The sequence below is a fragment of the Serratia sp. CY56464 genome (assembly GCF_052168435.1).
GTDB classification, from domain to species: Bacteria; Pseudomonadota; Gammaproteobacteria; order Enterobacterales; family Enterobacteriaceae; genus Serratia; species Serratia marcescens.
In genome coordinates this window covers 1591251-1618197 of sequence record NZ_JBJNMV010000001.1, presented here as the reverse complement: position 1 = coordinate 1618197, position 26947 = coordinate 1591251, and the positions used below count along the sequence as shown (strand labels likewise).

The 26947-nt window shown below is 60.6% G+C and carries 28 protein-coding genes; 15 read left to right on the top strand and 13 right to left on the bottom strand.

All coding sequences use genetic code 11. From position 1 onward, the window contains the following. Window positions 1-71: 71 nt before the first annotated feature. The 4 genes from yddG to ACJ8KE_RS07800 all read left to right on the top strand — a co-directional run bounded on the left by yddG (window position 72) and on the right by ACJ8KE_RS07800 (window position 3651). Window positions 72-965 (top strand): aromatic amino acid DMT transporter YddG, encoded by an 894-nt coding sequence (gene yddG / locus ACJ8KE_RS07815; RefSeq protein ID WP_016928038.1) that lies wholly within the window; start codon window positions 72-74, stop codon window positions 963-965. Window positions 966-1038: 73 nt separating this feature from the next. After that, window positions 1039-1311: a hypothetical protein gene (locus tag ACJ8KE_RS07810; RefSeq protein ID WP_004941292.1), complete on the top strand. Its 273-nt coding sequence runs from the start codon at window positions 1039-1041 to the stop codon at window positions 1309-1311. Between the two features lie 169 nt (window positions 1312-1480). Further along, window positions 1481-2353, top strand: a complete 873-nt coding sequence (locus ACJ8KE_RS07805) for a glycosyl transferase (RefSeq protein WP_028128053.1) — start codon at window positions 1481-1483, stop codon at window positions 2351-2353. A 416-nt stretch (window positions 2354-2769) separates the two neighbouring features. After that, window positions 2770-3651 carry a nucleoside-specific channel-forming protein Tsx gene (locus tag ACJ8KE_RS07800; RefSeq protein ID WP_028128054.1) on the top strand — a complete coding sequence of 294 codons (882 nt, stop codon included), beginning with the start codon at window positions 2770-2772 and terminating at the stop codon, window positions 3649-3651. A 54-nt stretch (window positions 3652-3705) separates the two neighbouring features. Here ACJ8KE_RS07800 and ACJ8KE_RS07795 read toward each other — a convergent pair whose 3' ends face one another. Continuing rightward, window positions 3706-3885, bottom strand: coding sequence for a hypothetical protein (locus tag ACJ8KE_RS07795; RefSeq protein ID WP_025160261.1), 180 nt, complete (start codon window positions 3883-3885; stop codon window positions 3706-3708). A gap of 442 nt (window positions 3886-4327) precedes the next feature. Here ACJ8KE_RS07795 and ACJ8KE_RS07790 point away from each other — a divergent pair, with 442 nt between their 5' ends. Both ACJ8KE_RS07790 and ACJ8KE_RS07785 read left to right on the top strand, forming a co-directional pair. Next, entirely contained in the window at window positions 4328-4819 is a 492-nt protein-coding gene (locus tag ACJ8KE_RS07790) for an anti-virulence regulator CigR family protein (protein WP_079451327.1), read from the top strand. Between the two features lie 114 nt (window positions 4820-4933). After that, window positions 4934-5464, top strand: coding sequence for a chorismate mutase (locus tag ACJ8KE_RS07785; RefSeq protein ID WP_028128276.1), 531 nt, complete (start codon window positions 4934-4936; stop codon window positions 5462-5464). Window positions 5465-5467: 3 nt separating this feature from the next. Here the strand turns inward: ACJ8KE_RS07785 and ACJ8KE_RS07780 are convergent, their stop codons facing one another. From ACJ8KE_RS07780 to hutC, 4 genes are all read right to left on the bottom strand, one after another. Beyond that, on the bottom strand, window positions 5468-7003 hold the full coding sequence (locus ACJ8KE_RS07780; protein WP_234214194.1) for a serine hydrolase domain-containing protein: 1536 nt from the start codon (window positions 7001-7003) through the stop codon (window positions 5468-5470). 236 nt (window positions 7004-7239) lie between these two features. After that, window positions 7240-8043, bottom strand: coding sequence for an N-formylglutamate deformylase (hutG, locus tag ACJ8KE_RS07775; RefSeq protein WP_097102285.1), 804 nt, complete (start codon window positions 8041-8043; stop codon window positions 7240-7242). Then, complete coding sequence (gene hutI / locus ACJ8KE_RS07770) at window positions 8040-9263, bottom strand: imidazolonepropionase (protein WP_016928030.1); 1224 nt, start codon at window positions 9261-9263, stop codon at window positions 8040-8042. The genes hutG and hutI overlap by 4 nt, the downstream gene beginning before the upstream one ends. Before the next feature lie 156 nt (window positions 9264-9419). Further along, the gene (hutC, locus tag ACJ8KE_RS07765; protein ID WP_028128056.1) at window positions 9420-10175 is read right to left on the bottom strand and encodes a histidine utilization repressor; all 756 of its coding nucleotides are present in this window, start codon (window positions 10173-10175) and stop codon (window positions 9420-9422) included. A gap of 180 nt (window positions 10176-10355) precedes the next feature. On the opposite strand from hutC, the gene ACJ8KE_RS07760 reads away from it, so the two are divergent. The 3 genes from ACJ8KE_RS07760 to ACJ8KE_RS07750 all read left to right on the top strand — a co-directional run bounded on the left by ACJ8KE_RS07760 (window position 10356) and on the right by ACJ8KE_RS07750 (window position 13354). Continuing rightward, window positions 10356-11726 (top strand): formimidoylglutamate deiminase, encoded by a 1371-nt coding sequence (locus ACJ8KE_RS07760; RefSeq protein ID WP_049300630.1) that lies wholly within the window; start codon window positions 10356-10358, stop codon window positions 11724-11726. After that, window positions 11726-12283 carry a HutD/Ves family protein gene (locus ACJ8KE_RS07755; protein WP_239441787.1) on the top strand — a complete coding sequence of 186 codons (558 nt, stop codon included), beginning with the start codon at window positions 11726-11728 and terminating at the stop codon, window positions 12281-12283. The genes ACJ8KE_RS07760 and ACJ8KE_RS07755 overlap by 1 nt, the downstream gene beginning before the upstream one ends. 69 nt (window positions 12284-12352) lie before the next feature. Continuing rightward, complete coding sequence (locus tag ACJ8KE_RS07750; protein WP_028127390.1) at window positions 12353-13354, top strand: LacI family DNA-binding transcriptional regulator; 1002 nt, start codon at window positions 12353-12355, stop codon at window positions 13352-13354. 41 nt (window positions 13355-13395) lie between these two features. On the opposite strand, the gene ACJ8KE_RS07745 is transcribed toward ACJ8KE_RS07750, so the two are convergent. The 5 genes from ACJ8KE_RS07745 to ACJ8KE_RS07725 all read right to left on the bottom strand — a co-directional run bounded on the left by ACJ8KE_RS07745 (window position 13396) and on the right by ACJ8KE_RS07725 (window position 18824). Beyond that, on the bottom strand, window positions 13396-14838 hold the full coding sequence (locus ACJ8KE_RS07745) for a glycoside hydrolase family 32 protein (RefSeq protein WP_261465405.1): 1443 nt from the start codon (window positions 14836-14838) through the stop codon (window positions 13396-13398). Then, on the bottom strand, window positions 14835-16094 hold the full coding sequence (locus ACJ8KE_RS07740) for an MFS transporter (protein WP_033640564.1): 1260 nt from the start codon (window positions 16092-16094) through the stop codon (window positions 14835-14837). Before ACJ8KE_RS07740 ends, ACJ8KE_RS07745 begins: the two co-directional genes overlap by 4 nt. A gap of 168 nt (window positions 16095-16262) precedes the next feature. After that, the gene (locus tag ACJ8KE_RS07735; protein ID WP_079449325.1) at window positions 16263-17567 is read right to left on the bottom strand and encodes an MFS transporter; all 1305 of its coding nucleotides are present in this window, start codon (window positions 17565-17567) and stop codon (window positions 16263-16265) included. 89 nt (window positions 17568-17656) lie between these two features. Continuing rightward, window positions 17657-18043: a GFA family protein gene (locus tag ACJ8KE_RS07730; RefSeq protein WP_016928022.1), complete on the bottom strand. Its 387-nt coding sequence runs from the start codon at window positions 18041-18043 to the stop codon at window positions 17657-17659. 82 nt (window positions 18044-18125) lie between these two features. After that, window positions 18126-18824, bottom strand: coding sequence for a DAPG hydrolase family protein (locus ACJ8KE_RS07725; protein WP_016928021.1), 699 nt, complete (start codon window positions 18822-18824; stop codon window positions 18126-18128). Between the two features lie 93 nt (window positions 18825-18917). Between ACJ8KE_RS07725 and ACJ8KE_RS07720 the strand changes: the two genes are divergently transcribed. Then, window positions 18918-19562, top strand: coding sequence for a TetR/AcrR family transcriptional regulator (locus tag ACJ8KE_RS07720; RefSeq protein WP_016928020.1), 645 nt, complete (start codon window positions 18918-18920; stop codon window positions 19560-19562). 56 nt (window positions 19563-19618) lie between these two features. Here the strand turns inward: ACJ8KE_RS07720 and pckA are convergent, their stop codons facing one another. Further along, complete coding sequence (gene pckA / locus ACJ8KE_RS07715) at window positions 19619-21238, bottom strand: phosphoenolpyruvate carboxykinase (ATP) (protein ID WP_016928019.1); 1620 nt, start codon at window positions 21236-21238, stop codon at window positions 19619-19621. A 431-nt stretch (window positions 21239-21669) separates the two neighbouring features. Between pckA and ACJ8KE_RS07710 the strand changes: the two genes are divergently transcribed. Beyond that, window positions 21670-23013 (top strand): 2-hydroxycarboxylate transporter family protein, encoded by a 1344-nt coding sequence (locus ACJ8KE_RS07710; RefSeq protein ID WP_048795674.1) that lies wholly within the window; start codon window positions 21670-21672, stop codon window positions 23011-23013. A gap of 333 nt (window positions 23014-23346) precedes the next feature. Beyond that, window positions 23347-24765: a serralysin family metalloprotease gene (locus tag ACJ8KE_RS07705; protein WP_016928016.1), complete on the top strand. Its 1419-nt coding sequence runs from the start codon at window positions 23347-23349 to the stop codon at window positions 24763-24765. 147 nt (window positions 24766-24912) lie between these two features. Here ACJ8KE_RS07705 and ACJ8KE_RS07700 read toward each other — a convergent pair whose 3' ends face one another. Continuing rightward, entirely contained in the window at window positions 24913-25122 is a 210-nt protein-coding gene (locus ACJ8KE_RS07700) for a hypothetical protein (protein WP_016928015.1), read from the bottom strand. 159 nt (window positions 25123-25281) lie between these two features. On the opposite strand from ACJ8KE_RS07700, the gene ACJ8KE_RS07695 reads away from it, so the two are divergent. Next, entirely contained in the window at window positions 25282-25434 is a 153-nt protein-coding gene (locus ACJ8KE_RS07695; RefSeq protein WP_162835083.1) for a hypothetical protein, read from the top strand. 36 nt (window positions 25435-25470) lie between these two features. On the opposite strand, the gene yniD is transcribed toward ACJ8KE_RS07695, so the two are convergent. After that, complete coding sequence (gene yniD / locus ACJ8KE_RS07690) at window positions 25471-25563, bottom strand: small membrane protein YniD (protein ID WP_016928013.1); 93 nt, start codon at window positions 25561-25563, stop codon at window positions 25471-25473. Between the two features lie 339 nt (window positions 25564-25902). Here yniD and ACJ8KE_RS07685 point away from each other — a divergent pair, with 339 nt between their 5' ends. Then, window positions 25903-26295, top strand: a complete 393-nt coding sequence (locus tag ACJ8KE_RS07685) for an ASCH domain-containing protein (protein WP_442517199.1) — start codon at window positions 25903-25905, stop codon at window positions 26293-26295. A gap of 4 nt (window positions 26296-26299) precedes the next feature. After that, window positions 26300-26899 carry a papain-like cysteine protease family protein gene (locus ACJ8KE_RS07680; protein WP_079449322.1) on the top strand — a complete coding sequence of 200 codons (600 nt, stop codon included), beginning with the start codon at window positions 26300-26302 and terminating at the stop codon, window positions 26897-26899. Window positions 26900-26947: the final 48 nt, after the last annotated feature.

The following is a 26947-nucleotide window of genomic DNA, read 5'->3' as shown; positions in this document are numbered from 1 at the left end:
CGCCTTTCTTTTTGGCACGTGCGGCAGTAGAGTGAAAAACCTGATAAAAAATAACCTATTGGATCTGCCTTATGCCCGCTTTGCCCTCGCGTACCCGCGCCACGTTGTTCGGTTTATTGGCCATTGTGCTGTGGAGCAGCGTGGTCGGCCTGATTCGCAGCGTCAGCGAAGGGCTGGGGCCGATCGGCGGTGCGGCGATGATCTACAGCGTCAGCGCGGTGTTTTTGCTGGTGGCGCTCGGCGTGCCGAAATGGCGCAGCTTTCCGCGGCCTTATCTCATCGTCGGCAGCCTGCTGTTCGTCAGTTACGAGATCTGTCTGTCGCTGTCGCTCGGCTACGCCAATACCCGCCTGCAGGCGATAGAAGTGGGCATGATCAACTACCTGTGGCCCTGTTTCACCGTGCTGATGGCGCTGGCGATCAACGGCCAAAAGGCGAAATGGTGGCTGCTGCCGGGGCTGCTGCTGTCGCTGTTCGGCATCGGCTGGATCATGAGCGGCGAGGGCGGCTGGTCACCGGCGCAGATGCTGGCCAACGTGCGCAGCAACCCGCTCAGCTACGCGCTGGCCTTCAGCGGCGCGGTGATTTGGGCGCTGTATTGCAACCTGACCAAGAAGATTGCCCGGGGCAGCAACGGCGTGGTGCTGTTTATCGTGCTGACCGCGCTGGCGCTGTGGCTGAAGTACGCCTTCAGCGCGGAAAGCGGCATGCAGTTCAGCGTCGGCGTGACCGTGACGCTGCTGTGCGCCGGGGTGGCGATGGGGGCGGGGTATGCCGCCTGGAACGTCGGCATTCTGCACGGCAACATGACGCTGCTGGCGACCGTCTCCTATTTTACCCCGGTGCTCTCGGCGGTGTTCGCCGCGCTGGTGCTGCACACCTCGCTGACCGCCAGTTTCTGGCAGGGCGTAGCGATGGTCACACTCGGCTCGCTGATCTGTTGGCGGGCAACTCGCGGAAATTAACGGAAATTATCCGCTGTCGTCGCAATGTTGAACTAGAATTTAACTAGCCATGTTGCCTGAAGGAACGACGACGATGAGAAGCGACATTCAATTTATTCAACAGCCTGAAATCGACGTGCATCACTATGAGCGCGGCGATACCGTTCGCCTGACCACGGCGAATTTGCGACATGAATATCAGCTCGACGTTTATATTTTGCGCCGCGACGATAAGCTGATTTACGGCTCGGTCGTCGCGGCGGCGCCCAAAACCGATATTCCGGTCGCCAGTTGGGAGGTGAAAAACGGCGAAGAGGTGGCGTTCCGCCAGGAAAACATCGCCAAGGCGGTGCCGGCGGTGAACTGACGCGCAGCGATTATGGCGCGATTACGCTGAATAAATTAAAGAAATCAATTTATTGTTTCCACTGGCTGCGCTTTTTGAAGATGAGAAAGCGTTTTATTTGCCATTAGGAGACCTTTGAAATTATTGGTAACATATGCGGGTTATATAGCGTGTTATAGGGATATATTTTATGACTCCACCTGCGGATGTTGCGCGAGTTTTTATCGGGTGTGATCCAAATGATTGCGATTTGGAACAGATGATGGTTTTGGAGTACAGCTTGCGTAAGCATGCTTCAATACCTGTTCAAATTGAGTGGATGCGTTTGTCGCGAGACCCTGCCAGTCCCTGGTATTCTCAAAGTGGCGGCGAAGGTTGGACCACCGAGCGTTGGGCAACGCCGTTCTCTGCATTTCGCTGGGGCATTCCCGCTTTCTGTAACTTCCAGGGTCGGGCATTTTACTCCGATGCGGACGTGCTGTATCTCTGTGATATCGCAGAGATTTGGCATCATCCGATGAAGGAGGGCACTGCCATTTTGGCCGCGGGTTCCGGCAACGATCTGCGCTTGGGGGAAATGCTGTGGGATTGCGAGGCAGCGGCGCGATTCTTGCCGCCGCTGGATGAGTTGCGCCGTGATCCATTGGGGCATAAAAAAATGCAGCGGTTCTTTGAAGAACATCCCGAGTTCGTCGAGCCGTTGAAACCGGAATACAGCAATCTGGATGGTGACGATTTGCCGTTGGAAGCATTGAAGGCGTTGCATTACTCGGATATGAGCAGCCAATTTTCCCACCGTTATTCGCTTCCCAGACTGCGGGCTGAAAGCCGCAAGCATTGGTTTGATGGCAAGATCCGCAGCCATTATCGCGATGATCTGCGCGAGCTGTTCGAACAATACTATCGCGAAGCGCTGCAGGCCGGTTATACCCTGGAACGGTACCGGAATGTGCAGTTATTCGGCGGTTTCAATAAGCAATCTCAGAAAAAATATGACGGCAATCCGATTACGCGCAAGAAACAACCTTTTTTGCGCCGCGTCTTGAGCGGTTTGCTGGATTAGTCGATCTTTCCCTCCCTGGGAGTTTGTCGCGCGCTGGCGCCTGAGGGTGTTTTTTGCGTTCACTATTCTGCGGGCTGTGGCGTTAATCGCCGCGGCCCATCTTTTATGACTTTCAGCGGGTTTCCCCGCCGTCTACCAGCGGGTTACATTTGCTGCAATTTTCGGCTGAAAAATGCTTTGCATGACAAAAATCACAGCGAATGTGAATTTGCATGAAACATAATTTGACAAATGTGAACGCAATCGATTACCTATTCGCGAAATGCGTAACTGGATCACAGATTCTTACAGTCAGTGGTTTCTATAATGCGCGCGTCATCCGAGTTTCTGTGTGAAGACAACGCCAGGTGTCGGCAGACTCATTGTCATCTTTTCTAAACGGGCAGGAAATGGCCCTTTAAGCATGTGGTAATAAAATGAAAAAAATAGCTCTCGCAGCAGGTGTACTGCTCGCAGCGTCTTACAGTGCATCATCAATGGCTGATAGCAAAGACAGTCAATATGTCTCCGACTGGTGGCACCAGAGCGTCAACGTGGTGGGCAGCTACCACACCCGCTTCGGGCCGCAGCTGAATAACGACGTGTATCTCGAATACGAAGCCTTCGCCAAGAAAGACTGGTTCGATTTCTACGGTTACGTTGACGTGCCGAAATTCTTCGGCGTGGGCAATACCCCGGATCGCGGCATCTGGGACAAAGGCTCCCCGATGTTTATGGAGATTGAACCGCGTTTCTCCATCGACAAACTCACCGGCACCGATCTGAGCTTCGGTCCGTTCAAAGAGTGGTACTTCGCCAACAACTACATCTATGATCTGGGCCACAACGCCGATGGCCGTCAAAACACCTGGTACATGGGTCTGGGCACCGATATCGACACCGGTCTGCCGATGAGCCTGTCGATGAACATCTATGCCAAATACCAGTGGGAAAACTACCAGGCCGCCAACGAGAACAGCTGGGACGGTTACCGCTTTAAGGTGAAATACTTCGTGCCGCTGACCCAGGTGTGGGGCGGCAACCTGAGCTACATCGGCTTCACCAACTTCGACTTCGGTTCCGATCTGGGCAAGGACAGCCATTGGGTTGACGGCACCGGCAAACAGGTGCGCACCAGCAACTCGATCGCCTCCAGCCATATTTTGGCGCTGAACTACGATCACTGGCACTATTCTTTCGTGGCGCGTTATTTCCACAACGGCGGTCAGTGGCAGGATGGCGCGGATATCGGCACCCCGCAGGGCCCGATCAAGTCTACCGGTTGGGGTTATTACCTTGTGGTCGGCTATAACTTCTGATTTTCCGTGCTATCAGAAACAGAAAACCCCGCCTGGCGGGGTTTTTTTTCGTCATCACTGGGCTTGTTCAACCGGGAGATGCTTCACCGGCATAAACAGTCTGCCTTTGATCACGTGACATTCATTATTTATCCAACTAATGATTTGTTCACGGCTGACGCCTTCCGACTGCGCGTACCGATGAAGATCGCCATTAAAGTGCCGAGTGATGTATTCCATGAGGGTCATTTGCACGTCTTTTGCTCCTGAACGCCCACCCGTTGCCAGCCTGGCCACCGCGGGAGGTTGAGGTTTCTCAGACAGCGAATGTAAATTATCGGCAACCAAATCTCAACATAAAGCACCAGATTGGGGCGACAGCGGTGTGAAAAAGAATCCCGCACGGAGAGGCGGGAAATGTTCGCTATTATCATTATGGATGATAAGAATAAGATTTGAGGTGCGACGAAAAAGAGCACGCTAACTCTTTTTTGTTACCTTCCCACGCTAGCGTAAGGCTTATTTTTCTTCAAGAAAAATCTGAGACAAGCATCGGCATTTTCGAGGCATTTTGCGTTGAGACAAGGTTTGAAAGCGAATGCCGTAAAAGCGCACCGTTATCTCGGAGTTTTCCTTATACTTTGTCTGGAAAAGGCTGGCTATAGTCAACAGAGTCACCCACGCAGGAATACACAACATGAACAAACGTCGTACGACTCTCACGGTGTTGGCGCTGATTGCATCGCTGGGGTTGTCATCCGCCCCGGCCTTGGCCGACAAAGGCGGCAATGGTAACGGCAACGGGAACGGGAACGGCCATGGTAACAGCGGCAATCACGGTAACCATGGCAACAACGGTAATCACGGCAACAAAGGCAATAAAGATAAAGGCGGCTATAGGAACGACGATAATCTGGTCTCCGTCAGCCTCTCGCGCGACCGCGCCCGTTCGCTGGCGCACAACTATGGCCTGACCGGCTACAGCTCGCTGCCACCGGGCATCGCCAAAAATCTGGCGCGCGGTAAACCGCTGCCGCCGGGTATCGCCAAAAAAGTGGTGCCTTACTCGATGCTGCGTGAGTTGCCGCAGTACCCGGGTTATGAGTGGCGTATCGCCGGCGACGACCTGGTGCTGGTCGCACTCAGCACCGCGATTGTGGCCTCCGTGATCAATGGCGTTTTCGACTAACGTTTGTCGAGCGTTATCGGGCCTCGCTGCGGCGGGGCCTTTTTATTTGCCAGCGCGGGGCGGACGTGGTGAACTTTGGGCCTGACATTTTCACTGCATCATAAGGGAGGCGCCATGTTCAGGGCGTTATTGATAGCCTGCTGTTTGACCAGTTTTCCGGCGTTGGCAGACGGCGCCGCCGCCATCGGCGAGCTGGTGAACCAACGGCTGTCGTTGATGAAAGACGTTGCCGGTTACAAGGCGCAGCAGCATTTACCGATCGAAGACCTGGCGCAGGAGGCGAAGGTGTTGGCCAGCGCGCAGGCGGAGGCGGGGCATTTGGGGCTGGAGCCGGCGTCGGTGCGGCCTTTTATCGCCGCGCAGATGGACGCCGCCAAGGCGATTCAGTACCGCTATCGCGCCGACTGGCTGGCGAGCCCGGAGCCCGGCTGGCAGCCGCGGCCGTTGGCGCAGGTGCGCCCGCAGATCGCGCAACTGAGCAGCCAGATATTGCAACGCCTGGCGGAGCGGCTGCGTGCCGGCCCGCTCGGCGAGGCGGATCGGGCGGCGTTTATGGCGTCGGTGGATCAGGTGAATCTCAGCGCCGCCGACAAGCGGCGGCTGGCGGATGCGCTGCTGGCGGTCAAAACCGGCAGCGCACGCTGAGCGTCAGTCGCGGCCGACGGTGCTGCGGCGGAAGGTCAGCATCCGGCTGCGGTTGGCGATGAGATCCACGTTGTAACCGCGGAAATAGAGGCAAAAGCGTTTTAACCACGGGCCGTCCTGGCACTCCACCAGCATGCGGCCCTGGCCGAGCGGGCTGAGCGTGCCGGTCTGCGCCGCCGGACCGACGCCAATATGCACCCGATCGCCGCGAATTTCAAAGGCGGTGCGATAGTGCGGGTGATACCACAGCCCCTGCACATGCTTCAGGCAGTCGCCGTTAGCCGTGACCGGCAGAAAACGGCGCGCCACATGCCCGACTTCGCCCTCGATCGCTTCACCGGTCCATTTCAATTTGAGCGGCATATGGGCGGATAGCGACACGGCGTACCCGTCCTCGCCCTGATACAGCGGTTCATCGCTGCCCAGATAGGCCAGGTTGCCGTCTTTGACCTCCAGCCAGTGCGGCTCCGCCAGCGTGGCGTAGAGGCCGTCGGGGATCGCCGTGCTGCGCTGCGGCAGCGGCTCGCCGAGCAGCGCCGCCATCACCTGCAAAGCCATCCCGAAACTGTCGCAGTCTTCGCGATTGGCCACCAGCGCGACGCCGGCCTGACGGTCGGGCGCCAGCAGGAAATAGGTTTTGTAACCGGCGTGGGAACCGCCGTGGCCGAGCAAGCGGCGGCGGCCCAGCGGGGTTTGCGCCAGACCCAGGCCATAAGCGCTGAGCTGGCCCTGATTGAGACGGCGCGGTGCGCCGAGTTGCGCCAGCACGCCCTGGCCGGGGCCCTGGTCGGCCAGCAGCGTCTGCAGCCAGCGGGTGAGGGCGTTGAGGCTGCCGGTCAGGCTGCCGGAGGCGGAAAGGTGCAGGCCGGCGCTGGCGTGTTGCCAGCCCTGCGGCGCACGCCAGTAACCCGGCACCAATCCCGGCACCACGTCGAACCAGCTTTCCGGCGCCCGCATCTGCACCTGCAGCGGCTGGGCGATGTGCTGTTGCACCAGTTGGTCGAAATCATACCCTTTGCTGCGCAGCGCGGCCTCCAGCAGCCGATAGCCGGTATTGCTGTAGGCGATCTCGCTGCCGGCTTCGTAGTTCAATTTCTCCAGCCCCTCGACAAACCGCATCACCGGCTGCGCCTCGCTGACGGCGTGCAGCGAGATGCCCAGCAGGCCGAGCGTCTCGCGCACGTCGGGCAGGCCGCCGGTCATGTCCAGCGCCTGGCCGACGGTAACGTCCGCCAACGCGGGCTGCAGGGCGGGGAGCAGTTCACCCAGACGTTGCTCCAGCCGAATGGCGCGATCGGTGGCGTTCAGCGCCAGCGCGGCGAAGATATGCTTGGTCACTGAAGCATAACGCACCACGCTGTCGGCGGTGAAGGGGGTGTTCTGCGCCAGATCGGCCAGGCCGGCGCAGGCGGTGGCGCGGCGTTGTTGGGCGTCAAACAGGGTGATGGCGCCGCCGGGTTCGCCATGCCGTTGCCAGCCGGCCAGCAGTTGTTCGGCCAAGGCGCCGGCAGCGCGCCAGTTTAACGGTGTTACAGACATAGGGCCTCCAGAGAGTATTCGAAACGGGCCAGCTGGCCACACGCCGCCCGGCGCTGAGCGCGGGCTTTTGGGCTGATTGTGGCGCAGTGCGTTTTTCGTCGGCCGCTGTTTTGTGCGCTGTTTAGACCAGTTAGCGGGGAATCACGCGAAACTTTGATATAGCGCGCAGATTGCTGCTGGCGTTGCGGTTAGAGGCGGGAGAAAAACAGGCGCGCGACGGCGCCTGTAAAGGGGAATCAATTCAGTCTGGCGGCGCCGTCCAACAGGCTTTCAATCATCTGCTTGAGTAGGCGCTGCAGCGAGGCGGCGCGCTGGGGCTCGAACGCGAAAGGATACTGTTCGGACATGTAGTTGACCTGCGCCAGTTCGAGCTGGATCGCATGCTGTTGTTGCTGTGGCTGACCATAGGCGCGGGTGATATAACCGCCCTTAAAGCGACCGTTCAGCACGTGGGTGTACTGCTGTTGCTGCTCGCAGCAGGCGACCAGCCGATCGCTCAGCGCCTGGGCGCAGCTTTCACCGCCGTTGGTGCCGAGATTGAGATCCGGCAGTTGGCCGTCGAACAGCCGCGGGATCACTGAGGCGATGGAGTGCGCGTCGAACAGCAGCGCATAGCCATGGCGCGCTTTGAGGCGCGCCAGTTCGTTCTGCAGCTGCTGATGATAAGGTTGCCAAATTTGCTGCAGGTAGGCGGCGCGTTCTTCGTCCGTCGGCGTTTTGCCCGGCAGGAAGCTTGGGCGGCCGTCGAACAGCACGTCGGGATACAGGCCGGTGGTGGCGGTGGTGTACAGCGGCTTGTCGTCCGCCGGGCGGTTCAAATCGATGACGAAGCGCGAATAGTTGCCGACCAGCACGCTGGCGCCCATCGCCCGGGCGAAGTCGTACAGCTGCGGAATGTGCCAGTCGGTATCGGGCAGCGGGCGAGCGTCGTCGGTCAGCCCGGCCTCGACCGCCGGCGTCAGTTGCGTGCCGGCGTGCGGAATGCTGATCAGCAGCGGCAGGCTGCCGGTCTGGAAGCTAAAAGGATCGCGAATGGTCATTGACGTACTTCTCCTCGGAAAATCACCGTACAGGGCAGTTGACCGCCCAACCAATAAGCCAGTTCCGCCGGCCGCGACAGCGGCCAGTGAACGAAGTCCGCCACCTTGCCGGTTTCCAGCGTGCCGTGGCTGTGCTGCAGCCCCAGCGCTTTGGCGGCGTGGGTGGTGACGCCCGCCAGCGCCTCTTCCGGCGTCAGGCGGAACAGCGTGCAGGCCATGTTGATCATCAGGCGCAGCGACAGCGCCGGCGAGGTGCCGGGGTTGGCGTCGCTGGCGATCGCCATCGCCACGTGGTGCTTGCGGAACAGCGCTACCGGCGGGCACTGAGTTTCACGCAGCAGGTAGTAGGCGCCCGGCAGCAGCACCGCCACGGTGCCGGCGTCGCCCATGGCGCGGGCGTCTTGCTCGGTGGCGTATTCGAGGTGGTCGGCGGAGAGCGCGTGGTGGCGCGCCGCCAGCGTGCTGCCGCCGAGGGCGGAGAGCTGCTCGGCGTGCAGCTTGACCGGCAAACCGGCGGCTTCGGCGGCGGCGAAGACTCGCTCCACCTGCGCCGGTGAGAACGCCAGATGCTCGCAGAAGGCGTCGACCGCATCCGCCAGGCCGGCGGCCGCCGCCTGCGGGATGATGGTGTCGCAGACCAGATTGATGTAGTCGTCGGCGCGGTTGGCGTATTCCGGCGGCAGCGCATGGGCCGCCAGACAGGTGGTTTTCACCTCGACTGGCAGCAGCTCGCCCAACTTGCGCGCCACCCGCAACATTTTCAGTTCGCTCTCCGGGCTGAGGCCATAGCCGGACTTGATCTCCACGCAGGTGACGCCTTCCGCCAGCAGCGGCCGCAGGCGGAACAGCGCCTGCTCCAGCAGCAGCGCTTCGTCGGCCTCGCGGGTGGCTTTCACGGTGGAGATAATGCCGCCGCCCTGTGCGGCGATGTCGGCGTAGCTTACGCCGTTCAGCCGCTGTTCGAACTCGCCGCTGCGGTTGCCGCCGAACACCAGGTGCGTGTGGCAGTCAACAAAGCCGGGGGTGACGATGCCGCCGTCGAATTTCACCGTTTCGTCCGCGATCAGGCCGGGCGGCAACGCCGCATGTTCGCCAATCCAGACGATCTTGCCGTCGCGCACGGCGATCGCGCCGTCGGTCAGGGTGTGATATTTGCCGTCGCGCATGGTGACGATATCGGCGCCGTGCCACAGGCTGTCACAGTGAATCTCAGACGTCATTGCTTTCCTCCGCCGGAGCCGCAGCTCCCACATGGTTGTATATACAATTAAAAACAACCTAACGCATTCACCGGGATGTCACAAGAGGCGGGAGAGATTTTGTTATCAGGATGTGATCGACCGCGGAGATGCGGGCGCAGGGGCGCCCGCCGGGGATCAGACTTCGCTGGTGAAGCGGCCGAACAGTTGATAACGGCTGCCGGGGTACAGCAGCCGGGCCGAGGTGACCACGGTTTTGCCGGACCAGGTGCGGCGATGGATCAGCAGGCCGGGTTCGTGGTCCTCCAGCTGCAGCAGCTCGCGCTCGCGCCGGGTGGGGATCACCGCTTCGACGATGTGTTCGCCGGCGGTCAGCGGCGCGGCCTGCGTCAGATAGGTATAGGGCGTGACGCGGTCGAAATCCTGCTTCAGGTAATCCGGCGCCACCAGTGGGTTGACGCAGCGGTCTTCCACCTGCACCGGCACGTCGTTTTCGTAATGCACGATCTGGGAGTAGAACAGCCGTTGGCCGGGCTGAATGCCCAGCGCCGTCGCTTCTTCCTCGCTGGCCGGGCGGGCCTTCAGCTCGAGGATTTTACTGCTGTGGTGATGACCTCGCGCGGCGATCTCATCGGCGATGTTGTGCACTTCCAGCAGTGCGGTATGCGCCTTGGCTTCGGCGACGAAGGTGCCGACGCCCTGCATGCGAATCAAAAAACCTTCGCTGGTCAGCTCGCGCAGCGCGCGGTTGATGGTCATGCGGCTGACGCCCAGTTCCGCCACCAGTTCACTTTCGGAGGGCACGCGCTGGTGCGGTTGCCAATGCCCCGCACGGATTTGATTCACGATCGCCTGTTTGACCCGTTGGTAGATCGGGGCGGGGGCATCGCTCATTGCAGCCGCCAGTTGTAACACGGTCTGTTGTTCAGCCACGACGTTAACCTCGTCAAATAAAAAAATAATAACACCAGTTTACTGTTGATGTCGGCGTATGTATATGTATATACAACTAGTGGCCGTCGCGCCAGAAACTTGCCGGCGACCGCCAAAAATTCCTTAAGACGCGCCACCGCCGCGCCTTATTCGCCGTTACATTAACCGTGGAATACTGCCATGCCTGCTTATTTTGCCCCACGCGCTTTGCTCCCAGAGGGCTGGGCGCATAACGTCCGGCTGGACGTCGATGCGCAAGGTTATCTGACTCAAGTTACCGCCAACGCTGAGCCGCAAGGCTGCATTCGGCTGCACGGCGACGCGGTGCCGGGCATGCCGAACCTGCACTCCCACGCTTTCCAGCGCGCGATGGCCGGGCTGGCGGAAGTGGCGGGCAACCCGCAGGACAGCTTCTGGACCTGGCGCGATCTGATGTACCGCCTGGTGCAGCGTCTGACGCCGGAGCAGGTGGAGGTGGTCGCCCGTCAACTGTATATCGAAATGCTCAAGGGCGGATACACCCAGGTGGCCGAATTCCACTACCTGCATCACGACGCCGACGGCAAGCCTTACGCCGATCGCGGTGAGATGACCGGCCGCCTCAGCGAGGCCGCGCATCAGGCCGGCATTGGCATGACGATGCTGCCGGTGCTTTACAGCTACGCCGGTTTCGGCGCCCAGCCGGCCCAGCCGGGGCAGAAACGGTTTATCCAGGACACCGAAAGCTATCTGCATCAGCAGCAGGTGATTGCCCGTCAGCTGGCGGATCGCCCGTTGCAGAATCAGGGGCTGTGTTTCCACTCACTGCGTGCGGTGGAGCTGGGGCAGATGCAGCAGATTTTGGCCGCGTCGGATCGCACCTTGCCGGTGCATATTCATATCGCCGAGCAGCAAAAAGAGGTGAACGACTGTCTGGCGTGGAGCGGGCAGCGCCCGGTGGCCTGGCTGTATGACCATCTGCCGGTGGATCAGCGCTGGTGCCTGGTGCACGCCACCCATCTGGATCGCGACGAGCTGGAAGCGCTGGCGCGCAGCCGCGCGGTGGCCGGCCTGTGTCTGACCACCGAAGCCAACCTCGGCGACGGCATTTTCCCCGGCGACGCTTACCTGCAGCAGCAGGGGCGCTGGGGCATCGGTTCCGACAGCCACGTTTCGCTCAACGTGGTGGAAGAGCTGCGCTGGTTTGAATACGGCCAGCGGCTGCGCGATCAGCGTCGCAATCGCCTGACGACACCGGAACAGTCGGCGGTAGGCGATGTGCTGTACCTGCAGGCGCTGCAGGGCGGCGCGCAGGCGTGCGGCGCGCCGATCGGTCGGCTGCAGAGCGGCTATCGCGCCGACTGGCTGGTACTGGACGGCGACGATCCGTATCTGGCGGCGGCGCCGGACGCCTCGATCCTCAATCGCTGGCTGTTCGCCGGCGGCAAGGAGCAAATTCGCGACGTGTTCGTCGGCGGCCGGCAGGTGATCGAGCAGGGGCGGCACGCGCTGCAGCAGCAGAGCAGCGCCGAGTTCCTGCAGGTGCTGAAAACCTTTCAGCAGGAGGCGTAATGAGCCTGAACCGTTTTAACTTCGCCGCGCTGCCGGTCAGCCCGTGGCGCAACGGCGGTGGGGAAACCCGTGAAATCGTCAGCTGGCCGCCGGGCGCGCAGGATTTTGACTGGCGCGCCAGCATCGCCACCATCGCGCAGGACGGGCCGTTTTCCGCCTTTGCGGGCATCGATCGTTCGATCACCCTGCTGGAAGGCGACGGCGTGCGGCTGTTCAGCGCCGGGCATATCGACCATCAGTTGGCGCGCGTCGGGGAGCCGTTCGCGTTTTCCGGCGACGTGGCGCTGGAAGCGACGCTGCTGGGCGGCGCCAGTCAGGATTTCAACATCATGACACGCCGCGGCCGGCAGGCGGCCGAGGTGCGGCGCAGTACGGTGCCCGTCACCCTGTCACCCAACCGGGCGGGCGTGCTGTATGTGCTGGGCGGCGTTTGGTCGCTGCCGGATGGCGGCGAACTGCGGGCGCGCGAGGGTGTCTGGTGGACGGCGGCGGGTGGCGAAGTGACGCCGCTGACGGCCGACGGCGCGATCCTGTGGGCGAACATCACAGCCTGCTAACGCAGAGTAGAGTCCTGCGCCCGGTTATGGGATTATTCACTTTTCCCCATTAATCATAAAGAAGGGCGCATGGCTTCGCTGAAAGACGTCGCAAAACTTGCCGGAGTCTCGTTGATGACGGTGTCCCGCGCCATCAATGAACCCGGCAAGCTGCGGCCAGAAACCTATCACCGCGTCAAACAGGCGATCGACCAGTTGGACTATGTGCCGGATCTGTCGGCGCGGCGTATTCGCGGTGACGGAAATCGCGTACAGACGCTCGGCGTGCTGGCGCTGGACACCGCCACGACGCCGTTCTCGGTGGACATGATCCTGTCGATTGAAAAAACCGCGCGTGAGCGCGGCTGGAACAGCTTCGTCGTCAACCTGTTTGCCGACGACAACGCTGAACAGACCGTCGATCTGCTGTTGGCGCATCGACCGGACGGCGTGATCTTCACCACCATGGGGCTGCGTCAGGTGGATGTGCCGGCCAAACTGTTGGACAAAAGGCTGGTGCTGGCCAACTGCGTCAGCCCGGCGCACGCGATCGCCAGCTACATTCCTGATGATGAGCAAGGGCAGTATGACGCCACGCGCACGCTGATCGCCAAAGGCTATCGTTCGCCGCTGTGCATACATTTACCGGCGGATACGCTGGCGGCGGGGCTGCGCCGTCGCGGTCTGGAGCGCGCCTGGCGCGAAGCGGGGCGCGATGTTGAACAACTGCGGCAGTATCATCTCGATCTGAGCGGCGGCGATCAAGGCTATCGCGACTGCGTCGCGGTGCTGGCGCGGCATTTCTCTGCCGGCCGGCGCGATTGCGATGTCGTGGTATGCGGGAACGATCGGATAGCGTTTCTGGTGTATCAGGTATTGCTGGCGCAAGGATGGCGGATACCGCAACAGGTGGCGGTGCTGGGCTACGACAACATGGTTGGCATCGGCGAGCTGTTCCTGCCGGCGTTGACGACGGTGCAATTGCCGCACTATGCGCTGGGTCGCCTTGCGGCGCTGCATGTGATCGAGCAGCGGGAACAGCGTGATACGGTGAAAGTGCCTTGCCCGCTGTTGGCGCGTGGTTCGCTGTAACCGCACCGGGAGCGTCGCTGCGCGCCCGGTGCTCATTCCCATTACCCCCAGATGCTCGCCAACTGCCACCCCGTGATGGGCTCGAACTGCGCCCGGCCGCCTTCGGCGAACAGGCTGAGGCGGCGATCGCCCGCCGTCGGATAGAAGCGGCTGGTCAGGCAGGCCTCTCCCTGATTAACGAAGATTTCCAGCGAGGAGCGGTCAATAAAGATCCGCAGCGACACGGTGTCACCTTCCGGCAGCGGCACACTGCGGCAGGCGCACAGCGCCGGGTGCTCATTAAAACGCTCCAGCACCAGTCGGTGTGACTGATTGTCGACGTACAGCCGCGCCGCACTCCCAATGGCCAGCCCGTAACGCTCGGCGTCGCTGTCGGCCTGTCTCAACGTCAGGATGAGCTCCTGCATATCGTTCGCCAGTGGCAGTTGCCGATTGGTCAGCGTCTGCGCCGACAACGTGTGTGATTCTCGGCGCAGCGCCGCCAGTTCACGCGCCGGGTTCATGCGGACGCTGCCGTCGGCGGCCAGCGTCAGCTCGCGCGGCAGGGTGAGGGCGCCGGCCCAGCGGTGCGCTTTGCTGGGCATCGGTGATTCCCACATATCCATCCAGGCAAACAGCAGCCGACGGCCGTCGGCGGCGGTGAAGGTCTGCGGCGCATAGAAATCGTGGCCGGCATCCAGCTCACAGAAGGGCTGGGTCACCGTAAAGTCGCTATCAGGCCGCCAGTGGCCAAGCAGATAGCCGCTCTGGAAGCGATTGCGGTAGCGGTAGCCCTGCGCCGCAAGTCCTTGCGGCGAGAACAGCAGCAGGTGTTGCTCGCCCAGCGGGAAGAAATCCGGGCATTCCCACATATAGCCCTGATGCGCCGTTTGCGCGCCGGCCAGCACCCGATCGAAGCGCCAGGCGCGCAGGTCGGCAGAGCGGTACAGGCGCACCTGGCCCAGGCCGTTTTCTTTGGCGCCGACCACCAGCCACCATTCGCCGTTTTCGCGCCAGACTTTCGGATCGCGAAAATGCTGAATGCCGTCCGGCGGGGCCAGCACCGGCCCGTGCTTGACGAAGCGTATGCCGTCTTCGCTGGTGGCCAGACATTGCACTTCCCGCACCTGACTGTCGTCACCGGGTTCGCCCAGCCACACGTGGCCGGTGTAAATCAGCGTCAGCACGCCGTTGTCATCCACGGCGCAGCCGGAAAAGCAACCGTCTTGGTCATAGGGCGCATCGGGCGCCAGGGCGATGGGCTGATGCTGCCAGCGTATCAGGTCGCGGCTGGTCGCGTGCCCCCAGTGCATGGGGCCCCAGTGCTCGCTATAGGGGTGATGCTGGAAGAAGGCATGATAGACGCCGTCAATACAGATCAGGCCGTTGGGATCGTTGATCCAGCCGGCGGGCGGCGCGAGATGGAACTGCGGATAATAATCGTCTCGGCGTTCTGCGCGCAGGGCTTCGACCGCATGGTCGGCTTGAGCTAAGGCAGTATTCATTGGACAGACTCACTTGATTTAATGGCGGATGGAAAGGGCGTTGCCGTGGCGGAGCGTTCGCCGCGCAGCAGGAAACAGGAGACAAGCGTGGTGGCGGCGACCGCGCAGCCCATCAGCAGATAGGTGTCGGCAAAGCCGATGCGGTCATAACCGTAGCCCGCCAGCGGTGACAGGAAGCTGGCCATCACCTGGGTGATGAACTGGAAACCGACCAGGTACAGCGTGGAGGAGAGTCGGCTGTCAAAGCGGCTCGCGATGTATTTGAAAATAGCGATCAGCAGGATTGGCAACTCTACGGCGTGCAGCAGTTTCATGGCGGAGATCATCAAGGCGCCGCTGACCAAGCCGGAGCCGAACATGCGCAGCGCCATTACGCCACCGGCCAGCAACAGCCCCTGTTTGGCGCCGATGCGGTTCACCAGTAGCGGGGCCAGGAACATGCCGCCTGCCTCGAGGAAGACCTGCAGCGAGTTGAGAAAACCGTACATCTCGTTGCCCTGTGCGCGAGAAGCGAACTGTGAAGCGAAGTAGACCGAAAATTGCTGATCGAAAACGTTGTATACGCTGATCCCCAGCACAAACACCACCAGCGCCCAGAAGCCGGGCATGCGCAGCAGCGCCAGCGCGTCCTGCAGCCGCAGGTTTTCCGGTTTGCCGAACGCCAGGCCGGCCATGGCATTCGGCTTCAGCTCGCGTACCTGGCTAAGCAGCACCAGGAACACCACGGCGGCGGCGGAGGCCAGCCAGAAATTGATGTTCGGATTGATATTGAAGATAAAACCGGCCACAAAGGTGGCGCTGGCCCAGCCAAGCGAGCCCCACATGCGGGCGCGGCCGAATTCGAAACCGCTGATGCGGCTGACTCGCTCGGTATAAGATTCCAGCGCGCCGATACCGGCGAAGAAGGTCGCGCCGATGAACACCCCGCCGACCAAAGCGCCGAGCGGCAGGCTGCTCGCCAGCAGCGGGGCGTAAACGTAGATAAAGAACGGGCCGGTCAGCAGCAGCATCACGCCGAGAAACTGCAGCAGGTGTTTGCGCAGCCCAAGTTTATCCTGAATAAACCCGTACAGCGGCTGTGCGCACAGCGCCACCAGCGAGATAGCGGAGAAGATCAGGCCGGTCTCGGCGCCTTTCAGCCCGATCTTTTGATTCAGCCACAGCGAGATCAACGAAAAGCTGGAAGACCAGGTGAAGAAAAAGAAGAACAGCAGGCCGCTGAGCAGCACGTAATATTTTTTCGTTTCGCGGTTCATGGGTAGGGCCCCGGTGAGTGAAGTTAGCTCTATTGTTAACGTTAACTCGCGGAGGGATGAAGCGGCCAGATATCACGCATGAGATGTTAATCACAAAAGTTAACGTTAACATTTTTGCCTTGTGATCGAGGTCACGAGTTGGCAAGGGGGCGATGTGCCCCCGCAGGATTAACGTTCGTTCAGCGAGCGCAGATGATCGTCGCGGCGCAGCGTCATCAGCGCAAACAGGCTCACCACCGAGGTGGCGACCACGTAGTAGGCGGGAATGTCGATATTGCCGGTCTGTTTGATGAGGCCGGTGATAATCAGCCCGGCCGAGCCGGAAAACACCGCATTGGATAGCGAGTAAGCCAGCCCCAAACCGGTATAGCGCACCCGGGTCGGGAACATCTCAGCCAGCATCGCCGGGCCGGGACCGGCCAGCAGGCCGACCACGGCGCCGGCGACCATCACCGCCAGCCCTTTGGCCCATAGTGAACTCTGCGCATCCTGCAGCAGGTGCAGTAAGGGAAAGGTGAACAGGATCACCGCCGCCACCGCCGTCAGCATCACCGTTTTACGTCCCAGTTTGTCGCTGATGATGCCCGCCGGCAGAATGGTCAGGGCGAAGCCGACGTTGGCCAGCACCGTCGCCACCAGCGCCTGCTGGAAGGTGGCGTGCAGCGAGGTTTGCAAATAGGAAGGCATCACCACCAGAAAGGTATAGCCGGCGGCCGACCAGCCCATCATGCGGCCGATGCCGATCAGTATGGTTTTCGCTACGCCGCCCAAGCTCGCTTCCGGCGGTGGGGCGCTGTGTTCCGCGGCCTGTTGCGCCTGGGTAAACGTGGGCGTCTCTTCGAGCTTGAGCCGCAGCCACAGCGCCACGGCGCCCATCGGCAGCGCCAGCAGGAACGGAATGCGCCAGCCCCAGTCATGCAGCTGCTGCGCGCTGAGCAGCGCGGCCAACAGCGCCACCAATCCGGCGCCGGCCAACAGGCCGAGCGCGACGGTCAGCGACTGCCAGGCGCCGAACAGCCCGCGCTTGCCCTTCGGGGCGAACTCGGTCATCAGCGACACGGCGCCGCCGAATTCGCCGCCGGCGAACAGCCCCTGAAACATGCGCAGCAGCGTCAGCAGCAGCGGGGCGGCGACGCCGATCGAGGCATAGGTCGGCATGACGCCGATCAGCGCGGTGGCCAGCGTCATCAACAGCAGGACCGCAATCAGCGTCGGGCGACGGCCGATGCGATCGCCGATGCGGCCGAAGATCACCGCGCCGATCGGCCGACAGAAAAACGCCAGCGCGAAAGCGGCGTAGGTGAGGATCAGGCTGGTGATTTCATTTTCACCCTGCAGCGTGAAAAAATTGGCGGCGATAACGGTGGCCAGGAACCCGTATACGCCGAACTCATACCATTCGATAAAGTTGCCGACCGAGCCGGCCAGCAACGCCTGACGCGAGCGGCGCGCGTCGAGAGTCTGTTGATTCATCCCCGTTCCCATATTTTGAATTATTGTTCGTTAGTTCTAAATTTATACGACAAAACAATCAATTGATTTCAGCGGGAACTGTGAAGCGCTCAGCGCATGCCGTCGATGCGCCACCATGAGGGGCATACATCGGCGAAAGCGTGCGAGGTCGGGCGCAGCTCCGGCAGATCGGCGCGATCGAAGCTGCCGGTGACCAGCGCCACCGTCGGCTCGTCGTCGAGCGCCCCCAGCGTGCTGCCGCAGCGCGGACAAAAGGCGCGGCTGGAATAAGGCGAGGAGCGGTACAAGGCCGGCAGGCCGCCCGGACCATTCCACTTGACGGCCTGACGCGGAAATTCGACCCAGCAGAGCGTCGGCGCGCCCGAGTGGCGCCGGCAAAATTCGCAGGAACAGCTGTGTGGGTTACCGGGCAGGCCGTGCGCCTGAAAGCGAATATGCCCGCACAGGCAGCCGCCGCTATAGCCTGGATTTTCCATGAGTTCTCCGTCAGAAACGCGGGAATGGCGATGAAAATCACTATAGCGGCATCGTGAGAAAATAACAGGCCCCGCCGGCGGCTTACCAGAGCAACGGCGCCGGCTCGCGGCCGTTTTCGGCGTAGTACAGCGACGGCAGGAACTGCGCCAGATAGCTGAACTCGTTGTAGCAGTGGCGCATCAGGTTAAACCCGATGTCATCCGACAGTTCGTCGTGGGCGTTGGCGCAGGCTTTACCCAGCAGGAAGCGGCTGCGCAGCACGCACCCGTAAGGCGTATCGCGCACCAAATGCAGCATCTCGCCGTCGCAGGGATCGCCGTTGTCATCCAACGCCACCTGATCGCCGAAGCCGATACGCGCGCAAACCGCGGCGGAGAGCGCCTGCGCGTCACGCGCCTGGCGCAGCGGTTGCGGCGCGAAGAAGTCATCGGCGGCGTGGAACTTGAGGCGCGCCGCGACCGGCGGCAGCTCCGCCAGCCATTCGACCGCTTCGATGCTGGCGCCGATGTAGCTTTCCCCTTTTTTCCAGTGGCGATCCCAGCCGCGATGTTCGACGTGATCGTGAGGGTGCCACCAGTTGATGTGCTGCGTGTTCTCGAAGAAGGTGAACCACCAGTCCAGCATGCGCCCTTTGCAGCCGTGCAGATCGGTACGAATCGCGACGGTGAGCAGGCCGTCGGCGCTGCGACTCAGCCCCATCTCCAGCCGCAGCGGTTCGGGCCTGAGCAACTCGTTGATATCGTTGACGCCCCACGGCGCCAGCAGGGAAGGGTGTGTCATAATGGGTTCCTGTTTTATTTTGGAAACTAATGTCGTTTCCAAAATAAAGCTATGCTGCTATGCTGAGTCTGTCAATGCTTATGAGGAATAAAGATGGCGAACCCGAATGAAGAACCGCCGCGCGCTCGCGGTCGGCCGGCCACGCCGGAAACGGCGCTGCGCGCCGCGCTGGCGCAGGCGACGCTGGCGTTGCTGCTCGACGGCGGCTATGCCGCAGCAACGGTGGACGCGGTAGCGAAACGCGCCGGGGTGGCGAAAAAAACCCTGTATCGGTTTGCCGCTAATCGCGACGAACTGGTCGCGCAGGCGGTGAGCGGCTGGACCGAGGCGTTTCAGTCGGCCTTCGCCCAGGATGCCGGGCAACGGGCGGCGGTGGCGCCGCTGTTGGAAAAAGGGCTGCAGGCCATCGCGCAGCAGGTATTGAGCGCCGAGGCGGTGGGGATGTTTCGGCTGTTGCAAAGCGAGTTTCCGGGGCGCGAGGCGCTGCTGGGCAGCTATCAGCGCAACGGCATTCAGCGTGGCCGGACGACGGTGGCGGACTGGCTGCAGCGCCAGCAGCAGTGCGGGTGGCTGCGTGAGCGCGACTGGGCGCAAACCAGCGACCTGATGTTGGCGATGACCATCGCCGAACCGCTACGGCAGATGACGCTGGGACTGTTGCCGCCGGGCAGCGCGATCGACGAGCGCATCGCGGCGGCGGTGGCGCTGGTGATGCCGGGTTTGCTGGCGGAAGGATGAAAACAAGAAAGGGCCGAGAGTTCGGCCCTTAAACAGCAGAATGCAAAACGTCTGCGTTACAGCTTCGGCCCGGCGTTCACCAGTTTTTCGCCCGCCGGAGTGACGGTATATTTGGCGAAGTTATCGATAAAGCGCTGCGCCAGATCCTGCGCTTTCTCCTGCCACAGCGATTCGTCGGCATAGGTTTTGCGCGGATCGAGGATAGACGGATCGACGCCCGGCAGCGCGGTCGGCACTGCCAGCCCGAAGATCGGCAGCGTGAAGGTCTCGGCCTGCTCAATGTCGCCATTCAGAATGGCGTCGATGATGCCGCGAGTATCTTTGATCGAGATACGCTTGCCGCTGCCGTTCCAGCCGGTGTTGACCAGGTAAGCCTGGGCGCCGGCGGCCTCCATGCGTTTCACCAGCACTTCGGCGTACTGCGTCGGGTGCAGCGTCAGGAACGCGGCGCCGAAGCAGGCGGAGAAGGTCGGCGTCGGCGCGGTGATGCCGCGCTCGGTGCCGGCCAGCTTGGCGGTGAAGCCGGACAGGAAGTGGTATTGGGTCTGCTCCGGCGTCAGGCGCGACACCGGCGGCAGCACGCCGAAGGCGTCGGCGGTCAGGAAGATGATCTTGCGCGCGTGGCCGGCTTTGGACACCGGCTTGACGATGTTCTCGATGTGATAAATCGGGTAAGAGACGCGGGTGTTCTCGGTTTTGCTGGCGTCGTCGAAGTCGATGCTGCCGTCGGCCAGCACGGTGACGTTTTCCAGCAGCGCATCGCGACGGATCGCCTGATAGATTTCCGGCTCCGCCTGCGGCGACAGCTTGATGGTTTTGGCGTAGCAGCCGCCTTCGAAGTTGAACACGCCGTCGTCGTCCCAACCGTGCTCGTCATCGCCGATCAGCTGGCGTTTCGGGTCGGTAGAGAGGGTGGTTTTGCCGGTGCCGGACAGGCCGAAGAATACCGCCACGTCGCCTTGCTCGCCGACGTTGGCCGAGCAGTGCATCGACGCGATGCCCTTCAGCGGCAGCAGATAGTTCATGATCGAGAACAGGCCTTTCTTCATTTCGCCGCCGTACCAGGTGCCGCCGATCAACTGCATGCGCTCGGTCAGATTGAAGGCGACGAAGTTCTCCGAGTGCAGCCCTTGCTGCTGCCAGTCCGGGTTGGTGCATTTAGCGCCGTTCATCACCACGAAGTCCGGTTCAAAGTCCGCCAGCTCGGCGTCGCTCGGGCGGATGAACATGTTTTTCACGAAGTGCGCCTGCCAGGCCACCTCGGTGATGAAGCGCACTTTCAGACGCGTGTCGGCGTTGGCGCCGCAGAACGCGTCCACCACGAACAGACGCTTGCCGGAGAGCTGATTGCCCACCAGCGTCTTCAGATGCTGCCAGACTTCCGGCGAGAGCGGCTGGTTGTCGTTCTTGCCGGTGCCGTTGTCCGACCACCAGACGGTATCGCGCGTGGTGTCGTCGCGCACGATGTATTTGTCCTTCGGCGAACGGCCGGTAAATTCACCGGTCGCGACGTTGACCGCGCCCAGTTGGGTGAGCGTGCCGCGCTCCAGCGGCGGCAGATCGGCGCGAGTCTCTTCGGCGAACAGCAATTCATAGCTGGGGTTATAGACGATGTCGGCGGCCTGATGGATGCCGTAGCGAGCGAGGGTTTGTGGGGTAACAGCGCGTGAAGACATATTCTACTTCCTTATGAGTCATATTATGCCTCTTTCCCGTGCGGTGCCGCGCGCAGGATTGAGATTCGGATCAAGCTGACCGGATTCAGCTAATGCATTTCCGGTTCTTTATTAATAAAACAGGGGGTTTTTTCGCCCTCCTATAGCATAGCAGCGAATTTAAGCCTGCTTACTTTAATTACAAAATGCTGACGATAATTAATTAAAACTAACCTTGGCGGAGGGTCACAATATTGAATTCCGCCGGCGTAATTTAGTTTTGCATTTTTATTTTTTATCATATCGTCAGGGCTGTCTACTGTTTTATTTCTTATTAGAAAAAGCGAAATCCACAATAGGATTTTTCGTAATCATTTGTTTTTGCTTGGCTATGGCAAATTTTTGCGCCAGGTGAATCTAACCGTACTGTACGCTTGTCAGCAGGGTGAATAATGAAACAGATAAATGCAGAACTGGCCTGTGATAAAAATACGGCATCGTCCGAATCCTCAGGATTAATTAATCAACTTCGTCAAATAGATATCGGCGCGGTACCGATCGCCTTGTTTATCACGATTTGCGCGATCGTAGCGATTTCCGCCTACGCCAACTTCCTGCCGAAGAATATGATCGGCGGCCTGGCGGTGATAATGACGCTGGGCTTTGCGCTGGCGCAGTTGGGAAAAAGCATTCCCGTGCTGCGCGATATCGGCGGGCCGGCCATTCTGTGTTTGATGGTGCCGTCGGTGCTGGTCTATTTCGATGTCTTCCAGCCCAACGTCATGGGCACCGTCCATTTGCTGATGAAAGACGCGAACCTGCTTTATTTCGTCATCGCCAGTCTGGTGGTCGGCAGCATTCTCGGCATGAACCGGGTGATCCTGATCCAGGGGATGATTCGCATGTTCGTGCCGCTGGTGGTGGGCACGATCACGGCGGTGATCACCGGGCTGCTGGTGGGCAAGCTGTTCGGCTTTACCTTCTATCACACCTTCTTCTTCATCATCGTGCCGATCATCGGCGGCGGCATCGGCGAGGGAATTTTACCGCTGTCGCTGGCCTATTCGGCGATCCTGGGCTCGACGCCGGATGTCTATGTCGCGCAGCTGGCGCCGGCGGCGGTGCTGGGTAACATCTTCGCCATCGTGACCGCCGGGGTGCTGGCGCGCATCGGTATGCAGCGCAAGGCGCTGAGCGGCGACGGCATGCTGATCCGTTCGGCGCAGGAGAACGCGATGTTCGCCATCAAGGAGCAAAGCGGTAACGTCGATTTCCAACTGATGGGCGGCGGGCTGCTGGTGATCTGCGCCTTCTTTATCGTCGGCGGCCTGTTCGAACACATCGTGCATATTCCCGGGCCGGTGCTGATGATCCTGTTCGCGGTGCTGTGCAAGTACTGCCGGGTGATCCCGGCTTCGATGGAGACCGGCGCGCACAGTTTCTACAAGTTCGTCTCCACCGCGCTGGTGTGGCCGCTGATGATTGGTCTGGGCATGCTGTACGTGCCGCTGGAAAGCGTGGTGGCGGTGTTCTCGGTCGGTTATGTGGTGGTCTGTGGCTCGGTGGTGCTGTCGATGGGACTGGTCAGTTTCTTGATTGCGCCTTACCTGAAGATGTTTCCGGTGGAGGCGGCGATTGTCACCTGTTGTCACAGTGGCCTGGGCGGCACCGGTGACGTGGCGATCCTGTCGGCGTCGAACCGCATGGGGCTGATGCCGTTCGCCCAAATCGCCACGCGCATCGGCGGCGCTTCCACGGTCATCGGCGCGACGCTGCTGCTTGGTTGGTTAGTCTGAGTCCAGAGTATCTTATGGATAACCGGGGTTGGATTGCCCCGGTTTTTTTATGCGTTTTTATTCGCTTATCGTGATAGTGCTGATTATTGCCTTGAAAATCATTCGTGTGGCGCAAATGCATAGCCGTACTTTATCTAAGAAAATTCTGTAATCGGTGAAAATGTGTCTATTCTTTTCTCTTAAGGGATTATCGTTCTCATTCAGAGTGCCGAGGGAAGGCGCCAGCGCATTACCGATATCCCCGTATTGATTCAACACCGGGCCGCTGCCGTTCAGGCAATCTGCCAGTTGGGGCATCCCCCCGATTGAATTGACGAATATGGAGATAAGGTTATGTCATCAAGCAATGCTTCCGTTAAGGCCGAAGGCGTATTAGCCCTGCTGGGCGCTTATAAACCCGATGAAGACGACACCATTACCGTGCTTCATCCGTCGAAAACGTTCGAAAACGCCGGCCTGGAGCTGGTGCGCGGCGATCGCAGTTGGCACGACAAGGGCGTGACCGACACGCCGGTCTCCCTGACCTACAGCTTCTGGGAAAAGGCGCCGGGCAACATGTCGAGCATGAGCATCAGCGGCTTCAGCAGCTTTAACGCCGAACAGCGCGAGCAGGCTAAACTGTCGCTGCAGTCATGGTCAGACGTGGCTAACATCACCTTCACCGAAACCAGCAACACCGCCGCCGCCAACATCAAATTCGGCCTGTTCGACTACAGCTCGCGCGGCTCTTATGCCTTCGCGTATAACCCGGACTCCTCGCCTTCGGTCGCCGGGCAAACCTGGTATAACGCCAAGAACCCTACCTTCGTCAACAACCAGATCCATGAGAACGAGTACGGTCGCCAGACCTTCACCCATGAAATCGGCCATGCGTTGGGGTTGCAGCATCCGGGCGACTATAACGCCGCGCCGGGCGTCAGCATCACCTACGCTAAAGACGCGACCTACTTTGAGGACAGCCGCGCGCACAGCCTGATGAGCTATTTCAGCGAAAGCAACACCGGGCAGGATTTTAAAGGCGCGTACTCTTCCGGGCCGTTGCTCAACGACATCACGGCGATCCAGCATTTCTACGGCGCCAACATGAACACCCGCACCGGCGACACGGTTTACGGTTTCAATTCCAACACCGATCGCGACTTCCTCACCGCCACCGGCGCGCAGGACAAGATAATCTTCACCGCCTGGGACGCCGGCGGCAACGACACCTTCGACTTCTCCGGCTTCGGCCAGAATCAGCGCATCAATCTGAATGAAAAGGCGTTCTCGGACGTCGGCGGCCTGAAAGGCAACGTGTCTATCGCCGCAGGCGTAACGATTGAAAACGCCATCGGCGGGTCGGGTAACGATGTGCTGGTAGGGAACGCCGCCGATAACGTGCTCAAGGGCGGCGCGGGCGATGACGTGCTGTACGGCGGCAAAGGGGCGGATCAGCTGTGGGGCGGCGCCGGCAAGGACACCTTCGTCTACTTTGCGGCGGATGAGTCGACGGCGGCGGCGCCGGATTGGATCCGCGACTTCGTGCGCGGCGAGGACAAGATCGATCTGACGCTGTTCAACACCGGCAGCGCCGACGGCATCCGCTTCGTCGATCAGTTCAGCGGCAAGGCAGGCGAGGCGACGCTGAGCTACGATGCGCAAAATCACGTCAGTGACGTGGCGATCAACCTGGGCGGCGGCTTTGACGGCAGTGATTTCCTGGTGAAAGTGGTGGGACAGCCGCTGGATGCGGGGGATTTCGTGCTGGCCTGATGCAGGCAACAAAAATAGGGCATTTTGGGCAAAAACCCGACAATTCCTATTAATTACGTCATATTAGCGTGACATAGTAGCGCGCAGAAGGCCGGGCTTGCATACCTCGGGCTTCTGTCGGATCGCCAACCTTCTTCGGTTGGCGATTCATTTTCCGCCTTTCAGCATGTTGATGGCGGCGCCGAGCAGGATACGCCGTTCGATGTCGTTGCTCTCGGCCAACTGCCGCGTCAGATGTTTTTCCAGCGTCTCTACCGACAGCGCTTCGCCGCGATGACGCAGTTGCATCACGCCATCGCCGATCAGGCGTGCGACCTCATCCCATACGGGTTTAATCTCCTGTTCCGAGAACGTCATGGCCTACACCTCGGTGGATTGATTTTTGCCCAATGTAGCAGCTGAGCTGCGGCTTCGCTACCCGCCGCCTAAAACAGGAAGCATAAAAAACAAGCCATCAGTATTTCTTCTGGTTTTTACGCTCAATACTTGCGTTGTCGAAAAGCAGGAGAAAACATCATGAACTGGGTCGAAACCTTGGCGGAGTACTACCGCCTGAGCCGCACGGGTGAAACGCAGCATTGGCTGTGTCGCCGCTGGTTGCTTCAGGAGGAGGCGCGTTTGGCCTATTTGCGGGAGTTGCTGGAGCCGACTGCGCCACGGCGGCGGTGAACAGGGCGCCGGCGTTGCCGGCGTCGTTTCGCGGGATTAACCGAAGGCGATCGCCGCCCAACGCAACAGCAGCAGCGCCAGGCAGATCAGCAGCAGCACCACGACCATTTTACTGAGCTTGTTGCCCATGCGTTTTGTCGCCACGTCGCCTTCCTTTTTAGCTGAAATACCACCCGCCGGCGAGGAGGATGAGGAAAAGCGTCACTAACGCGACGCCGTTGAGTAAGTCGCTGAACGTATCGTCAGCATCGATGTCATTTTGCCGCATGTTACCGCCTGGCGGACGCCATTGGGTGAATAATGTTCACAGTATGCGCCCCGCAGCGCGACAGGCACAGCGAAGAACGGTAAAAACGCGTAAAGACGGCGGTGGCGGAATGCGCAGTCGCGCCTGCGACGGGTGCAGACGGCCGGCAATACGTTGTACTATCCTGTCTGCATTGAGGCATTTTTCCAAAAGGTATAATCATGGCGACGGCAATTCCACAGAAATACGAACACCTTGAGCGTTGGGCATTCGGCGATACCGAGCAGCAGGCCGATGAAGTGGTGCAATTGATCCTCAATGGCACCAAAACGGCCACCTGTTCCAACCTGGACGGTGAAGGGATCCCGCAGGTCGGCGATCTGTTCCTGGTGGTGGATGGCAAGGGGGAGCCGGTCTGCGCGGTCGAGCTGACCTCGGTGGAAATGAAAACTTACGATCAGGTCGATGAAGCGCACGCCTTTGCCGAAGGCGAGGGCGATCGCTCGCTGGCGCATTGGCGCAAAGAGCTGCAGCGCTTCTTCGAAGAGTACGATCTGTTCTCGCCGGACATGACGCTGGTGCTGATGAATTTCAAAGTCGTCGACAAATTCTAATCTTATGCGCGCCGTTCCCTACGAGTGCCAGTGGGCGAGCCCGGCGTTGGCCGCCGATCTGATAGCCGGCCGCGCGACGCTGGCGCAAGACGAAAATTGGGCGCGCAGCGGCGCCCGCGATCGGGCCGAGTACATCGAGTGGGCCAACCACGTGTGCGGCATGGCCTGCCTGAAAATGGTGCTGGGCCATCGCGACGGCGCAGCGCCGCCGCTGCTGGAGCTAGCGCGGCGCAGCCTGCCCTATGGCGCCTATGTGCGCGAGGGTGAGCGGATCAAGGGCCTGATTTACGCGCCGTTCGTCGAGTACGTGCGAGAGCAGTTCGCGTTGCAAGCGGAGGTGAAGGTGGGGCTGGCGGCTGCCGACGTGCCGGCGCTGCTTAGCGAATACCGTTACTTTATCGCCTCGGTGCATCCCGCCATTCGCCGGCCGGAGAGCGCACCGCCGCACAGGGGCGGGCATCTGGTGCTGATCACCGCCGCCGATGCGCAAAGCGTGACCTTCCATAATCCTTCGGGCGACAGCCCGGCGACGCGTGAGCACGTACAGCTGTCACTCAACCGCTTCGCCCCTTTCTTTGCCGGCCGCGGCATCGCCATCGCATAAAAAACGCGCTGTTTCCGATGAAAACAGCGCGTCGTCAGCAGTTCTGAG